The organism is Christiangramia qingdaonensis, from assembly GCF_048381525.1.
In the GTDB taxonomy this organism is placed as follows: Bacteria; Bacteroidota; Bacteroidia; order Flavobacteriales; family Flavobacteriaceae; genus Christiangramia.
Genome location: NZ_JBLWIM010000018.1, coordinates 149,100 through 164,867 on the forward strand (window position 1 = coordinate 149,100; position 15,768 = coordinate 164,867).

The following is a 15,768-nucleotide window of genomic DNA, read 5'->3' on the forward strand; positions in this document are numbered from 1 at the left end:
AAAAACCTTCAGTGAGAATTGAATCTATCTCTAAAATTGTTACGGAGCTAAAAGCTTTTAACCACCAAATTCCATCGGTATCGCCAGAAATTAAGTTAAGTGCTTGTATACCTGCCAGGAACGAAGCCCAGACTATCTGGAAGACCTTAACGGCATTGGCAAATCAGCTTTCTGGGGATAAAGCCGTTTCTACCCAGCTATATGAAGTTCTGGTTTTATGCAATCATTGCGATGATCATACTGTAGAGCTTTGCAAACTTTTTCAGGAACTCAATCCAGCATTTCCGTTTTATTATTATGTAACAACTAATCCAGTGATCAATAATGTTGGTGCTGCAAGGAGAGTTTTAATGGATCTTGCCAGCGAAAGACTTAATGATACTGGTTTTATCATCATGACAGATGCTGATACCATTGCTGATAAGAACTGGCTTGAATCATTTTTGAAACTTCAAAGCGAACCAATAGACCTGGTATGCGGACAGATCACACCAGACATGAAAGGTTTAAATGCTGAAGCAAAGAAGAATCTATTTGAAAACAGGCATTACCTTGACCTGGTAAGCAGACTGGAGAGTGAAATATACCCGCAGCAATCTGATCCCTGGCCGAGGCACTCACATAATTCAGGACCTAACATGGCGATTCGAAATTCAGTTTATAAGAATATAGGAGGTATTCCTCCTATCGCCTGTCTGGAAGATATCGCATTGTATCAAAAAGTTATAAGCTCTGGTTATGCAATTAAACATGCGATGGAGCCTAAGGTTACAACTTCCTGCCGTAGCTCATCCAGAGTTCAGGGAGGTTTTGGTTCCCAGATCCAGAACTGGTCGGCTTCTAAAACTGAAAATGTTGAAGGCTACGATAAACTTAGAGAACGCTTCACTGCTTTTGCTGAAATAGAACAATATTACTCTCAGACTTCTGAAGAACTTCGGAATTCCATCGGACACCGACTGAAAATTCAGAAACAAACGCTGCTATCGCTAATTGAAAACCACGATAGTAGTAATTCCCTGGTCATTTACCTGGAAAAATTTTTGAAGGTTCATTCTCCATGGAATGCCGCCCATCCTGATATTAGTATTACTGAAGCTATTGAGGAGCTAGAAAATCACTTTTCAGTCTTTTCCCAGACTTCCAAAATATACAGCTCAGCTCGCTCAGAATTAAGCAGTTTAAAACGATTCGAGTAATTTTTTCTGAAATTATCATGAACCTGTTGTCCCGTAAGTGGATATGATCTCACATATGCCGTCCAGTGCACCATGACCAACATTCCACCTGGCTGCAAAGAGTTCGTAATATCATTAAATATTTTACCTAAACTATTCAGATCAAAATAATAACCTACTTCAGAAAAAAAGATAGCGTCATAATTACTTCCTGGCAGACCATTACTAATATCCCAATGCATGAACTTACATTGCGAAAACGAAGCACACCTTTTTATAGCCGACTTTAAGGCTTCCTGACTAAGATCAACAGCAAGTAGATTCTTGCATTTTGGAGCTAGTAATTTGGTGAAAACTCCGTTGGAACATCCAATTTCCAGAGCATTCTCGAATGACTTTACTGAGACCGAAGCAATAGTTTTATGGTATTTTTCCTGCTCGTAACTACTAGTTTCAAAATCCCATGGATCGTCATTGTTTGCGTACAATTTCTCGAAGTAGGTTTCACTAACTGCAGGTTTAGATTCGGCTGGAAAAAAGAAATATTCATAATTCCCTATAAAAGGCTGCATAAGATCTTCAGTAAGAATAAAACCTTCCGGATCATCATCGATCAAATTTGTCGTCTGACTTATATGAGCCAGGATCGCTGCTTTCTTAATTTCTTTTACGGAATCTATCTGTAATCTGAAAGCCAGAACTTCATCTTCAGCGGGCCAGTCGGCAGGTTCTCCCTTTTTCCAGAGCCAGACAGGATATTCAGCAATAGTGATTGCCATTTTCTCTGCTGCTTTGTCTACCAGGCTGTAAGCAGCAACATGATCAATATGATGGTCTCTACGCCAGGGTGCAAAAATAGTGTCCGGTTCCTTCTGCTGAAAAAGTTCTTTCAATTCATTTATGACCGAATCATGATTTTTAAACTTTTCAGCTAATTTCCCATCACCAGCATCAAGGAATATGAGATTTTCCTCTTTTACCCCTAAAATTTTACAAGCATTGATCGCTTCAGACTTTCGCAATTTCCCCAAGTCTTCTGGTGAAAATTTAGTGGAATTGGGATGTGAAGCATCTCCATTGGTAAGAAAAAGCACATATACCTCTTCATTCTGAGCAGTTAAATAAGCGATTAATCCTCCGCATCCGAGACTTTCATCATCGGGATGTGGAGCCACAATGATCACTTTTCCCAGGTCTCTATGGAGTCCTTCTACATTTAAATATGGGGCTTGTTCTATGTGATCCCTGGTGTTTTTCATCTCTTATAATGATCAAAAGTATAGGCTCCTACATTTTTGAGTGCAAGATCTGGTCCTGGTTGTTTAAGATATACTTTGAGATCCCTGTACACCTGCTCCATAGGATGATTTTCCATAAAACCCTGGACACCAATTGAACGTTCGGTTAGCTGTAAGATTTCTTCGACAATATTTAAAATTGCGCTGCGCATCATATCTGCAAAATTCACAATTTCAGCTGAAGTATAATCTTGCTGATTATCATCTATTTCCTGTGCTTTTTTTAACCAGAATTTCCCAGTTTCGACCAGTATTGCCATAGTACCCATACGCTGTTGTTGGTACGGATCGTTAGATTTGTTTTGTGTATTCAGGTGATTGATCGCGGAATGCAGCAAAGCCTCTGCCCCGCCGAGTTGAACCGCTGCAAAACGCATGGCGCCACCCGAAAACCACGGCTGTTCCTGGTAAGCATTTAATTTGCCTAGCTTAAGTTCGCTTGACACTACTATCCCCGAAAAATCGATTCGACAACTTACCGAGTTTTTCATTCCCGTGGGATTCCACAAGGACCAATCTTCGGTTAGTTTCGGGTATTCCTTAAGCGGAAGAATCAACATCTGTTTAGCTCCTTCAACTTCAGCGGTTATAATTGCATGATCAATTTGTAGTCCTCCTGAACAAAAGGTTTTTGCTCCATTAAGCTCAAGCTTATCTGCAATTACTTGTGCCCTAAGGGCTTCAGAACTTATTTCTGTATTCCATACGCTAAATAATTTTCCAATTTTAGCCTTTTGGAAAAAATACTCTTTTTGCGACTCAGACCCATGATCCTTGATAAGCTTGATGGCGTTTAAATGACCTTCATAAATTCGCCCTACAGATAGATTGCATTTGCCAATCTTAAATAGAGTTTCGTAAACAGGGATGCGTTGAGCTTGTTCACGAAATCTATCCGGAAGATTGATTTGAAGCAATGATTGTTCATGGAGTAATTGCATTGCAATCGCTGGAAAATGTCGTGAATCTTCTGGGATCTTTCGACAACATGAATTAATATCTGCAAAATTGGGCATGCCTATTTTTTAAATAAAAATAAAATGTCCCATCAACTCCCTTGTTAATATCATACTAAATTATCATCAGCACTTGAAAATATATTGTCGCGTGTATACCTGAAGCTGAAGAATTATCGGTAAATATTTATAATTATATCAAATTAAATATCCAATGTTCACTTAATTAAAAAAGCGCCTTCGGAATAATCAGGTTTAACCGAATCATATTCATCGCCAATTGATGCTACGAAAAATACAGGAAGAAGTCCGCATCCCGGAAAAATCTTCTATTTTCGCACATTAACCTAAAAATTTCAAAAATGAAAGATCTAGTTGAAAACATTCAATCAACATTTGAAACATTCCAGACAGAAGCCAATACTCAATTAGAGAGTGGTAATAAAAGTGCTGGAACCAGAGCCAGAAAAGCATCTTTAGAATTAGAAAAACTTCTAAAAGAATTTCGTAAAGTATCTGTTGCAGAATCAAAAAAAGTAAACTAAAACCTCCTTTAAAGGAGGTTTTTTTTTATTATACAGAAGCTACAATTCACCTTCAAGTCATTAAAGTACGATTCTACCTAAATTGACCAGGAGCAATTCTGTCAAAAAGCCTTAATTCAAGTGTCTTCATTCACTTGATCCCTAACTAGCGTCTACCCCAAAATGTCATTCATATTCTAGTTTCTTCAAGGAGCGCTATGTTGATTAAGTCTTACTGCTATAAATTCCAGGAGCCAAATCGAATTGATTAAATAAACTAAACACTGGAAGAATTATCTATACAAAGTATATATGTAATGAGCATTCGCAAGTTTGGAGTTGTAGTTTAAGGCAACAAGCTTATTCACTCGTATATTTTAGCGAAATCGAACACTCAAGCTAAAAACAATCACCATTTCTAAATCACAAGAATAGAAATTCAAGAAATAATCCTCAATTGTAAAATTACTTAAGGGTTAACTTCTAAATCAATGATGCTGAAATTTCAATGGTAATACTACATAAAAGAAAAACCCCATTATCTTAAAGATAACGGGGTTTTATGCGGAGAAAGAGGCTCTATCACCTATCATATCATAGAATTTCCTAAAATGCCAAAAGCCCATATTTCATGGGGTCTATAAATTTACACTGTTATAAAGTTTTATAAAATATCTTTTGATGTCACTATTTTTGGGTGTAATATTGGGTGTCACTATACACTCCAATTATGATCCATATAAAACGAAACCTAATTTTTTCTCTTGAAAGGAGAAAGAGAGAAGGAATTCTTATTACAGAAAATGTTCCTATCCGACTTAGAGTTAATTTTGATGGTGATCGTTTAGATATCCAAACAGGCTACCGAATAGATTTAAAAAAATGGGATTCAGATAAGGAGCTAGTGAAAAATGGAGCATTCAATAAATTAGGTCAGAGCTCCTCCTCTATCAATTCTCGATTATTAGAATTGAAAGTTTCTATCCAGGATCTTTTCAGCGAATATGAGAGATTAGAAAAATTTCCCAATAAAGAAGATATACGAGAAGCTGTTAAGAAGATTAAATCTAAGGGTAAATCGGAAAGCAATCCAATATCTAAAAATTCATTTGAAGATGTATTTGATGAATTTGTTCGTCAGAATGGGAGGTTGAATAATTGGACTAATGCTACATTCACCAAGTTTTCAGCAGTAAAAAAACATCTTCTTGGGTTTAAACAAAATTTATCTTTCAAAGACTTGGATGAAGAAGGAATGAGTGACTATATCTACTATCTGCAGAAGGATAAAGAAATGAAGAATAGTACGGTCAAAAAGCAACTCGGTTTTCTTAAATGGTTTCTCAGATGGAGCTTTGAAAAAAATTTTCATAATAATGATTCTTTTAAAAGCTTTCGACCGAAGATTAAAGACTCAAGTAAGCCCGTAATTTTCTTAACTGAGGAGGAAAAAGCTAAAATTTTCAACTATAAAATTCCTTCAACAAAACTATATCTGGAAAAGACTAGGGATTTACTTAAATTCTTATGCTATACCGGCTTACGATATTCGGATGCCTACAATTTGAGAAGAAGCAATATCAAAGACAATCATATAGAAATAGTAACGGTTAAAACTTCTGATAGTTTGAATATAGAATTGAACAAGCACAGTAGCGCTATACTTGAGAAGTATCAAGATATTCCATTTAAAGATGACAAAGCGCTACCGGTCATATCAAATCAAAAACTAAATGAGTACATAAAAGAATTAGGAGCTTTGGCCGAAATTGACACTCCAGTTACTCTAACGCATTATTCAGGTAATAAAAGAATTGATGAAGTTATACCTAAACACGAGCTCTTAAGCACACATGTTGGTCGTAGATCTTTCATTTGCAGTGCATTGTCTATTGGGATACCAGTCCAGGTAGTAATGAAGTGGACAGGACACAGTGACTATAAAGCAATGAAGCCCTATATAGATATTGCAGATAAAACTAAGAAGAACGCTATGGAAAAATTTAATTTATTATGAGTAATTTTAGTGGTTTTTTAAAGGCTTTAAACTCTCTTGTTTATATTGTTAAAAAGATTGAAGTAAATAGTCAAGAAAGTCTAATAATAAATTTTTCTGATTTGAAAGATTGCTATGCAATGTCAAAATATAGCGCTAACTCCATAATCACCCTACTTGATGATGATTTTTTAAATAGAGATGAAAGAAAGATTGGAGAAATCAAGCAAAATATTTTAACTAAGATTGAACGTGTTCAATTCTTCCATGAAATGTTTATAGACCAATTAGTAAGTTTTGACACCTATGAGTGTGTGAGATCCAGTTTAAGAACCCATGAAAAAGCCTATGAAATCCTAAATCAAAAGGCGACCAGATGCAGACGTGAATTGCAGGATATAAGAGAATCCTTAGAAAGTCTATGTTATCAATATGAAGAGACTCACACAAAAATGAAAAGCCTTCGTTCAGAAGAAATTTTATTAAACAAGGAACTAAATGCTTTAAGAATTAGGGTAAACGATGCATACACGCTATATAAAAAAGAAGAGAAGAATAGAGTGATATATTGTGAGGTAGATTTTGGAAAAATCACTCGAGAATTGAATGAAGTTTACAAATATTTAGAAAAAAATTATTTATTAAATCATAAAGAAAAGCCTCAATATCAAAAGGATCCAATTTTCAAACCTGAAGTATTTGGTACATGTCACAGATTAATTAATACTTTTTGTGCTAAACCTTTAAGTGAAGAAGAACTAACGAAAATATTTCAGAAAAAAGACTCCATGTTCAACAAAATAAAGCTACGATCTTCAGTAAAAGAAAAATTTTATTTTACAATAAGACATTTTGCAGATTTTATAGAAGGCACTGAAGATGAGAAAACGATCTGGAGCGCTCATCTAATAAGTCAATTTGCAGATGTCTCACTAAGTTCCTTCGAGACCAAGGGAAACTTACTTCAAAATAATGAGAAGTATCGTAATGAAATTCAAAGTGAATTTTTGAAACTTAAAGAGATATATTTATAAAGTCATTGAGTATAATAAACAATCTAATGAGGTCATTTTGATAAAAAATGCGTTCTACAACAGCCTATAACATAAAACGACATAAATTAGCTTTATAAATATTTTAAATACCTGATTTTAAACTTTATAAGCTTAACAATTCAACTGATTTAGACAAAATTAGACGTCGAATTGTTTCTAGATTTACCCTTGTTCGAACATTAAAACCGATGTATACGGTTCATTATTAATTTTAAACAAGACATTATGAATTTAGAAGCAATTAAAGAGAAGGCTTTATTTCAGTTAACAGCAAAAGAATTTCTTTTTCTCCAAAAAAATGTTGAAAAAACAAACAGTGATCAGAAAGATTCTGAAGCTAAAATTACACCCACGAAATACGTTTACGGATTACGCGGCATTGCTAATCTAATAGGAGGAAGTATATCTAAAGCTAGTAGACTTAAAAAATCTGGTGTAATAAAAGATGCCATTATTCAGGATGGACGAAAAATAATCGTGGATTCTGAACTTGCCTTAGAACTTATCAAAAAATCAAAATAAAAAAAGGATCGTACTCCAACACGATCCTTTTTAACATTAACCGTTAGTCAACGTTTTCGATCTATTACAAAAATAAGAATTCTGTTGACTAGAAATCTTATTAAAATGAAAAATAACAATTCAAGAAAAAAAACAAATAATACCGATAGAACTAGAAATGTTTTAGAATCTAAACTTATAAATGAATGGATTAAAATAGGAATGAGAATGCCAGATCCCAAACCTTTATATAGAACTATTTGGCATCAGGGAGAAGTAGGAATTTTATTCGCAAATACAGGGAAAGGAAAATCAGTCTTAGCTATGCAATTGGCAGATTCAATTTCAAGAGAAAGGACTGTTTCTGATGTATATATACCAGCTCAAAAGGTAGTTTATTGTGATTTCGAATTATCCACTAAGGCATTTCAAAGGAGATACTCTACTGCTGAAGATAGTTATAGTTTTAGTGATATGTGCATTAGAGCTGAAATAGACAGAAATCAAAGTCTAGAAGACAAGAATTTGACCTTTGAAGAATTAGTGATGAGTTCAGTAAAAGAAAACGTTAACCTACATCAAGCTGATGTTCTAATAATTGATAATATTACGTATCTATCTGCAACCAATGAGAAAAGTCATGAAGCCATGGCTTTGATGAAATTAATCCTAGACCTTGCAAGAGGCAGGAATATTTCAATTCTTTTGGTAGCCCATACCCCTAAGCGTGATATTTACAGTCCAATCCAACTCGAAGATCTAGCAGGCTCTAAAGCGCTATCTAATTTTGTAGATTTTTGCTTTTGTATTGGTGAGTCTACCCAGGGGGATAACGTTAGATATATAAAGCAACTGAAAAACAGAAATTACCCAATTGAGTATGGTGCAGAAAACGTAATCAACTGTGAATTAGTTAAGAAAGATTGTTTTCTACAGTTTAACTCTACAGGTTATGGTTCCGAGAAAGATCATCTCCAATCTCAGGATGATGATGAGAAAAAGCAGAAACTCGAAGAGCTAGTTCAGGCTGGAAAAACTAACAAAGTAATTGGGAATTTTTTTGATGTCGATGAAAGGACTATCAGAAGGTGGAGGAAAAAATGGCACATTTCTTAGAAAGCGCCGAATTTAAAACTTGTTTAAAATATTGATAATCATTTTTTAAATCGAGTTTAATCTGAAATCGGCTCGGCATTTTTCTTCTCAAGCAGTTAGGACACTGATGCCGAACTTGTAAAGACACTTATTGTCGAGCCGATAATTACCGACTTTACAATTTTAACCTATTGATTGACTGTTAGTTATGAGCCATAAAACTATTTTATCGGTTCGGCGTAACTGGACATTCTATAACTAATTATTAATGATAATGAAACATTTTAAAATAAAAAACCAAGACATAATATCATATCTATCTTCAATCGGTATCGAACCAAAGAAGATTGTAGGTAATAGCTATTGGTACTTATCACCCTTAACAAACGAGAAGACTCCCTCATTTAAGGTAGATCAAAAATTAAATTTATGGCATTGCTTTTCTTATGGAGATGGCGGCCCTATCTTAAAACTTGTCAGCTTACTTGAGAACTGTAATAAAGGAGAGGCTCTTGATAAATTGCAATCAAGGAATATATCATCTCATAATGATATTAGCCGAAAGGTTCAATATGAAACTAAATCAACAATCTTGAACATAGAGAGCTTGAAGAATCCTCTACTGATTAATTATTTAGCAAAAAGAAAGATTGAACCTTCCATTGCAAAGTTTTATTGCAAAGAAATAAAATATAAGGTCGTTACTTCTTGTGCTAAAAATAGTTTTTCTAAACTATACAATACGATTGGATTCAAAAATGACCTAGGAGGTTTCGAAACTCGAAATGAAGAGTTTAAAAGATGTTTCAACAAAAAAGGGATTACAACAATTACCAATGCATCTGAAACTCTTATCGTTTTTGAAGGTTTTATGGACTTTCTTTCCTATCAAACTTTGAAAATAAATATTCCAGATCCAGATGATGATTTTATCATTTTAAACAGCACTACCCTAGTCGATAAAATCAAGCCTAAATTTAAAAACTACCGTACAATTAAGCTTTTCCTGGATAATGATAATGCAGGAAATAAAGCAACAAATTTCGTCATTGATAATGCTAATATTGAAGTGATGGATTGCAGAATTCATTACAGAAATTTTAATGATCTAAACGAGTATTTAATTGCTATAAGCAATGAGAGCTTTTAGGCTCTGTTGCAAGTTGTGAGCTCAACTACCTTTCAGGTACCTGAGCTCTAACTTGCTATTCGCAGTAATAACTGCTCATAGATATCAACAATAAACCTTAAAAATGATCAAAAAAAATAATAAAGTAAAAGTATTTTTCTATTTAAAACCTGAAGACAAAAAATTTCTATTTGAACAGGCAGAATTGCTTCAAATAAATGCTTCCATTTATGTGCGATACTGCGTTCTAGAAAAGTTGGGACTTAAGGAAAAAATGGAAATGAAACCTATTGATTTAAGTTTGAACAAATACACCTCAAATCTTTCGAAAATCGGCAACAATTTAAATCAAATTGCTAGGAAGTTGAATTCCGATGTTAAACTCAGAATTATAGACGAGCGGACCCTGGAAGATGAAATTGAAGAATTAAAAAAACATCTTAGTGAGATAATAGAAAAATTACAATCATGAAAGAAGAAATAGAAAAGTTTGAAGATTCAGATTTGATAGAAAAGCCTTCGGAAATTGAAAAGCAAGAAAGGCATGTAACAAAACTAATGCAAACATTAGTTGATGATATGGAATCTCTTAAAGAACAAAAGGAAGAATTAAAAACACTCTTAGAAACTCAAGCTCAGGCCTATAAAATAATTTGCGAATCTAATGGTACAAGTTATACGAACTTATTAGAATATTTGAAAAGTTTAAAAGCTGAATATATTGATGAATTTAAAAACAATAAGGCTGAACAAAATCAAAATTCTAGAGTTGAATATATCTTATTTGGAAAGGACACTCCTTTTTCATCTAAATTATTGCTAGGGCTTATAACATTAATTTTATTCAGCTTTCTGCTGTTTGAATATGGAACACCTTTATTGATTGAAAAGAGTGAGTTGAAAAACCAAAGAGATAATTACAAACTATATTATGATTATAGTCTTTTAAAGGCTTTTGAGGACTCTGATAAGAATCCTGAGAAGATCATATCAATCTTTTCAAGTTTAAAAGCTAGAGACACTGTAATGATCAAATACATTGACTCAATGACCTTGGTTTTACAAAAAAGATTAAGAAAAAAAGAACTTGAATCAGAACTCAAAACCCTTGATTGATGATCGCAAAACTTCAGACAATTTCCTACACAGCCAACGCTCTTGCTTATTGTGAAAGAGGTGGTGAATTATTATACTCTAACGAATGCTTTGGAAATTCAAATCAAATCTTTAAGCAGATGCAGTATCAGCAAAGATTAAATGACCGCTGCAAAAAAAAATCATTTCATATAAAAATTCGGTCAGCTCCTTCTGATAAAGGAAAATTATCAAACCAGGATTGGATTGATATATCTAAAAAATATGCAGATAAAATTGGCTTTTCAAAAAATCAATATGCCGTTTATTTTCATGAAAAAAACCACGTCCATATAGTTTGTAATAGAATAATCGATAATAAGGCTGTCCACAATAAATTTACTCATATTAAAAGTTTAGATTTTTGCAGGACGATCGAGGAAGAATATAAACTTCAGAAAATTGATCGGAAACTTGAAAAATTTAAAAATAACGAGGAATTCATTTCTAATAATTCCAGGAGTAATAATCTAAAAGAACTTATTTTTAAGGCAATCGATATTTCAGATTCATTAGATGATGTGATCCATGAATTGGAAAATCAAGGAATCAAAACCAGTATTGGTAGAGGAATATCATTTACAGATAAAAAAGGTGCTTATTTTAAGGGTTCAGCAATAGATCGAAAACTGTCATTACCAGGTATTAAGAACTTGTTATCATACAAAGAACAAGAAAAGAGATTTAACAGAGGTCTTTCACGCTAATTCAATAATATAAATTATTGTAAAGCATTAGTTAATAGTCTAGGGTGTTTGTAAAAATCTAAAAAAAGGCCTGGACTTTATTAATCCAGGCCTATTAAATTTATTAAAAGAATACTTTATCAATTCTATAAGTTAAATTTAATACCCTGAGCTAAAGGTAAATCAGTACCATAATTTACAGTGCAGGTTTGCCTCCTCATGTAGGATTTCCAGGCATCAGAACCACTTTCTCTTCCTCCACCTGTTTCTTTTTCACCACCAAATGCTCCTCCGATTTCGGCTCCAGACGTTCCTATATTAATATTGGCGATCCCACAATCTGAACCCTCAAAAGAAAGAAATTCTTCAACTTCTCGTAGATTCAAACTAAACAGTGCAGAAGACAACCCTTGAGGAACATTATTATTTAATTTAATAGCCTCTTCTATTGATTTATACTTAACAATATATACTATTGGGGCAAAGGTTTCTGTTTTCATAATCTCCAGATTTAGATCTGCTTCTATAATCGTAGGAGCTACGTAACATTGTGAACAGTTATCTCCAACTAAAACCATTTTTCCACCCGAAATTATCTTTGCCCCTTGTTTTTTAGCTAATTCAATAGTTAAATAGTAATTATTCACCGCATCTTCATCTATTAATGGCCCCATATGATTCTCTTCATTCAATGGATCGCCAATTTTTATTTGTTCAAATGCATTTTTTAATTGTCTTAGAAATTTATTGTAAATATTTTCGTGCACTATTAATCGTCGTGTAGAAGTACAACGTTGACCTGCTGTACCTATAGCCCCAAAAACCAATGCTGGCAATGCTTTTTCAATATCTGCATGTTCGGAAAGTATTATTGCGTTATTCCCTCCAAGTTCGAGAATAGATTTACCTAATCTTTTTCCTACTCGCTGAGCAACATCTCTTCCCATAGCAGTACTACCTGTGGCTGAAATTAAGGAAATACGACTATCCTCAGCCATTTTCTTTCCTATTTCTAAATCTCCCATTATTAAAGAAGAAATACCCTCCGGTAAATTATTACTTTTTAAAACCCTGGAAAAAATCTCCTGACAAGCAATCGAGGAAAACGGTGTTTTTTCTGAAGGTTTCCATATACAAACATTTCCGCAAACTAATGCAATAGCTGTATTCCAGGCCCAAACCGCTACAGGAAAATTAAAAGCCGAAATAACACCTACAATTCCTAAGGGATGCCATTGTTCAAATAACCGGTGAGCAGGTCTTTCAGATTGTATTTGAAGACCATATAATTGTCGTGACAAACCCGTTGCGAATTCGCAGATATCGATCATTTCCTGAACCTCGCCATACCCTTCCTGCAGAGATTTACCCATTTCATAACTAATCAAAGTTCCTAAGGCCTCCTTTTCTTTTCTTAACTCCTCACCTAATTGTCTTACAATATTTCCGCGTCCTGGCGCTGGTATTTTTCTCCATTCTAGGAATGCATGCTCAGCTGTATTTATTACATTTTCATATCCTTCACTGGAAAGAAAACTTATTTCACCTATCTGCCTGTTATCTACTGGAGAAATTATTCTTCTACCTTTAGTTTCTTCACAATACCTATTTTCCAATCCTGTACTGTAACTATAAAAAGGACTTTCAATTTTTAGTTTATTTAATATTTCTATGGGTGATTTTCTCATTATTTCAACTGTTGTGATTCATAGGTAGATTCAAAAATTTTATCTGCATTTCCGGTTTCAAAACCATCACGACGGTGATCCTTCTTTATTTTGGATAGGGGTAAATCGGAAAATTCCGGCAATACCAGTCGTTGAGCAAATTCAACATAACTGCCTGGTATTTCGATAACTTCTGAACCTAGAAAATTAGCTCTCACTTTACCGGCTACCGAACTGCTTTGCTTTAAAAGTCCATCTCGACTTTCCTTTATTTCTCCTCCTGAATTATTTAATTTTATTTCTATGGATTTTAAAAAGTCATTAAATTTTTCAAGTCGGTTATAGTCTTCAGGTAAATCATGGATACTTATAGTAAAATGATTTAAATAATAGCGATTATAAATTACCCAGGCCGCATATTCACTTTCTTCAAGTAGGCTTTGATAATCATCCAAAGTTGGTAATTCCCATAATGCGGAAGTAAAAAAGTCAGAAACCTCGCTTACATTTTTAAAATCTATGTAATCCACTGGGTCTGAATTTATATTTTTAGTGTATTTCTGGATAATTTTCTGGGCATTCTGACTTAAATCTGAAACCCTTAACTCACTGATAAAGATCCGTGGATATTTATTTTCTGGATGCGAATACCAAAAAGCGTTTAATTTTTTCTCGGGAAAAAAATAATAGTCTCGTTTTTCATAGCCATAATGAAGGAAAATTTTTTCAAGTGAAGTTATTCCTAGGTACGGTAACCCCAGTGTACGAAAGGCTATATGGTCATTAATTATATCTTCTTCCTTGGAAATCATTCCTTTTTCAAGCATTCCATTTATTATTCTATATACGTCTGGAACCCTTTCTTTATATGGAATTATTAAAGAGTTTAATAATTCATTCAAATCATTTTCTGTACTGAATTTCATAATTCTCTAATTATTTTAAAAAGTGAATTCGACCTAGATAGGTCGAATTCACTAATGGCTAACTCAAATTTCTTTTTAATTAATTTCAGTATTGGTCTGTATCTCTGATAAAGGTACAGGCAGATATGAATGTTGCTGCGCGTCAAAATCAACTCTACCGGCAGCATTCATTGCCGCATCAAGCATTCCCCATCTTCTTAGGTCAAAAAATCTAGTACTTTCGAGTGTTAGTTCCATCACTCTTTCATGTACAATTTGTTCAAATACAGCCTCTTTGGAATTTAAAGTAACGGCAGGAACATTTCCATGCGCTTCTCTCACTTCATTGATTAATTCCGCAGCCTTTTCAGTATTTCCGGTTTCATTCAAAGCTTCTGCATGCATCAATAGCACATCGGCATATCTAAGTAGAGTTACATTAAGGCCTATATATCCATTTCCTTCTACAGGTTCGGGCAGCCATTTTCTGAAAAATGCCACATCATCTTTCGCATCGGGATCACCGTAGGTAGATTCAATTAAATCATTCCAGGTACTCCCTTCCATCCTTCTGGCAGATTCGTCATTGAAATATGGATCATCAAAGTAAAGGGTTGCATATAATCTATTGTCATAAAGACCGTTCTCTGCAATCATTCCCTCTTCTTTCATTTCGGCTACTAAGCGATCATCAGCTAAAATACCGCCCCATCCCCCTATGGCCCAATCGGCTACAAACGAATGTAAACGTGTCGTATTCCAGGAAGTCGCATCACCACTTTTAAACTGCAATTCAAATATAGATTCCTTATTATTCTCGTTTTCACCATTAAACAAGCTCTTGAAGTCATCAACTAAAGCATACTGCCCGCTTTCAATAACTTTAAAAAAGGCTTCAGCTGCATTCTGATAGTCATTCCCGGTACTAGAAGAAGCATCTCCTGCTTTGTACATATATGCTTTTCCTAAATACCCCAGGGCAGCACCTTTATTTGCACGACCATAGTTCTGAGGCTGTATTTCAAAACTCAACTTATCTGCCGCTGTTTTAAAATCCTGCAAAACAAAATCCCATACTTCAGTTCTCGTTGCCAAAGCTTTATCTAAAGTACTTGAAGTTACGATATCGTCCCTTATGATAATTTGTTCAAATAAAGTGAGTAACTTGAAATGATAATATCCCCTAAGGAAATAGGCTTCCCCTAAAATTTGTTCCTTTTCACTATCAGAGATTTGATCTTCGGTCATTTCAGAAACATTTTTTATAACCTGATTCGAAAAATTAATTCCTTTATAATTAGTACTCCAAAGCACATCCAGGAAAATATGTCCATTAGTATAATTGAAATTATAAATCGACATCCAGTGCGAATAATTCGTGGCATCAGGGCCAGGTAAAACATAATCTGATCGAAAATATTCCACCACAGAACGACCTTCTTGCCAGCCATCCCAGAAATTACTTCTGGCTTCTAATTCTGAATAAGCTGCCGTTAAACCAGATCTTGCATCTTCGGCATTACGCCAAAAATTTTCCGAAGTAAGCTGATCCGGGGGTTGCTTATCTAGATATTCATCATCAGAACATCCTATAGTCAGTAAAATACTTAATAGAAAAACGGATTTTATTATATATTTTTTCAT

General features: G+C 34.2%; 15 protein-coding genes. 10 read left to right on the forward strand and 5 right to left on the reverse strand.

Features of this window, described 5'->3' with window-relative positions:
• The first annotated feature begins 11 nt into the window (after positions 1–11).
• Positions 12–1,199, forward strand: a complete 1,188-nt coding sequence (locus tag ACNI3T_RS14515; protein ID WP_418228444.1) for a glycosyltransferase family 2 protein — start codon at positions 12–14, stop codon at positions 1,197–1,199.
• On the opposite strand, the gene ACNI3T_RS14520 is transcribed toward ACNI3T_RS14515, so the two are convergent.
• Together ACNI3T_RS14520 and ACNI3T_RS14525 are read right to left on the reverse strand one after the other, a co-directional pair.
• Complete coding sequence (locus ACNI3T_RS14520) at positions 1,118–2,437, reverse strand: PIG-L family deacetylase (RefSeq protein ID WP_418228445.1); 1,320 nt, start codon at positions 2,435–2,437, stop codon at positions 1,118–1,120. The genes ACNI3T_RS14515 and ACNI3T_RS14520 overlap by 82 nt on opposite strands.
• Positions 2,434–3,492 (reverse strand): acyl-CoA dehydrogenase family protein, encoded by a 1,059-nt coding sequence (locus ACNI3T_RS14525; RefSeq protein ID WP_418228446.1) that lies wholly within the window; start codon positions 3,490–3,492, stop codon positions 2,434–2,436. The genes ACNI3T_RS14520 and ACNI3T_RS14525 overlap by 4 nt, the downstream gene beginning before the upstream one ends.
• Before the next feature lie 302 nt (positions 3,493–3,794).
• Here ACNI3T_RS14525 and ACNI3T_RS14530 point away from each other — a divergent pair, with 302 nt between their 5' ends.
• The 9 genes from ACNI3T_RS14530 to ACNI3T_RS14570 all read left to right on the forward strand — a co-directional run bounded on the left by ACNI3T_RS14530 (position 3,795) and on the right by ACNI3T_RS14570 (position 11,573).
• Positions 3,795–3,977 (forward strand): histone H1, encoded by a 183-nt coding sequence (locus ACNI3T_RS14530; RefSeq protein ID WP_418228447.1) that lies wholly within the window; start codon positions 3,795–3,797, stop codon positions 3,975–3,977.
• Positions 3,978–4,686: 709 nt separating this feature from the next.
• Positions 4,687–5,973: a site-specific integrase gene (locus tag ACNI3T_RS14535; RefSeq protein ID WP_472272797.1), complete on the forward strand. Its 1,287-nt coding sequence runs from the start codon at positions 4,687–4,689 to the stop codon at positions 5,971–5,973.
• Positions 5,970–6,986 (forward strand): hypothetical protein, encoded by a 1,017-nt coding sequence (locus ACNI3T_RS14540; protein ID WP_418228448.1) that lies wholly within the window; start codon positions 5,970–5,972, stop codon positions 6,984–6,986. Before ACNI3T_RS14535 ends, ACNI3T_RS14540 begins: the two co-directional genes overlap by 4 nt.
• 246 nt (positions 6,987–7,232) lie before the next feature.
• Positions 7,233–7,529 (forward strand): DUF3853 family protein, encoded by a 297-nt coding sequence (locus ACNI3T_RS14545; protein ID WP_026914928.1) that lies wholly within the window; start codon positions 7,233–7,235, stop codon positions 7,527–7,529.
• A 105-nt stretch (positions 7,530–7,634) separates the two neighbouring features.
• Positions 7,635–8,624, forward strand: a complete 990-nt coding sequence (locus ACNI3T_RS14550) for an AAA family ATPase (protein ID WP_051201381.1) — start codon at positions 7,635–7,637, stop codon at positions 8,622–8,624.
• 253 nt (positions 8,625–8,877) lie between these two features.
• Complete coding sequence (locus ACNI3T_RS14555) at positions 8,878–9,753, forward strand: toprim domain-containing protein (protein WP_418228449.1); 876 nt, start codon at positions 8,878–8,880, stop codon at positions 9,751–9,753.
• Positions 9,754–9,856: 103 nt separating this feature from the next.
• Positions 9,857–10,204: a plasmid mobilization relaxosome protein MobC gene (locus ACNI3T_RS14560; protein ID WP_026914931.1), complete on the forward strand. Its 348-nt coding sequence runs from the start codon at positions 9,857–9,859 to the stop codon at positions 10,202–10,204.
• Positions 10,201–10,848, forward strand: a complete 648-nt coding sequence (locus ACNI3T_RS14565; protein ID WP_026914932.1) for a hypothetical protein — start codon at positions 10,201–10,203, stop codon at positions 10,846–10,848. Before ACNI3T_RS14560 ends, ACNI3T_RS14565 begins: the two co-directional genes overlap by 4 nt.
• Positions 10,848–11,573 carry a relaxase/mobilization nuclease domain-containing protein gene (locus tag ACNI3T_RS14570; RefSeq protein WP_026914933.1) on the forward strand — a complete coding sequence of 242 codons (726 nt, stop codon included), beginning with the start codon at positions 10,848–10,850 and terminating at the stop codon, positions 11,571–11,573. The genes ACNI3T_RS14565 and ACNI3T_RS14570 overlap by 1 nt, the downstream gene beginning before the upstream one ends.
• Positions 11,574–11,698: 125 nt before the next feature.
• On the opposite strand, the gene amaB is transcribed toward ACNI3T_RS14570, so the two are convergent.
• The 3 genes from amaB to ACNI3T_RS14585 form a co-directional block, all read right to left on the reverse strand.
• On the reverse strand, positions 11,699–13,240 hold the full coding sequence (amaB, locus tag ACNI3T_RS14575; protein WP_418228450.1) for an L-piperidine-6-carboxylate dehydrogenase: 1,542 nt from the start codon (positions 13,238–13,240) through the stop codon (positions 11,699–11,701).
• Complete coding sequence (locus tag ACNI3T_RS14580; protein ID WP_108171959.1) at positions 13,240–14,145, reverse strand: DUF1338 domain-containing protein; 906 nt, start codon at positions 14,143–14,145, stop codon at positions 13,240–13,242. The genes amaB and ACNI3T_RS14580 overlap by 1 nt, the downstream gene beginning before the upstream one ends.
• 75 nt (positions 14,146–14,220) lie before the next feature.
• Positions 14,221–15,768 carry a RagB/SusD family nutrient uptake outer membrane protein gene (locus tag ACNI3T_RS14585; protein ID WP_418228451.1) on the reverse strand — a complete coding sequence of 516 codons (1,548 nt, stop codon included), beginning with the start codon at positions 15,766–15,768 and terminating at the stop codon, positions 14,221–14,223.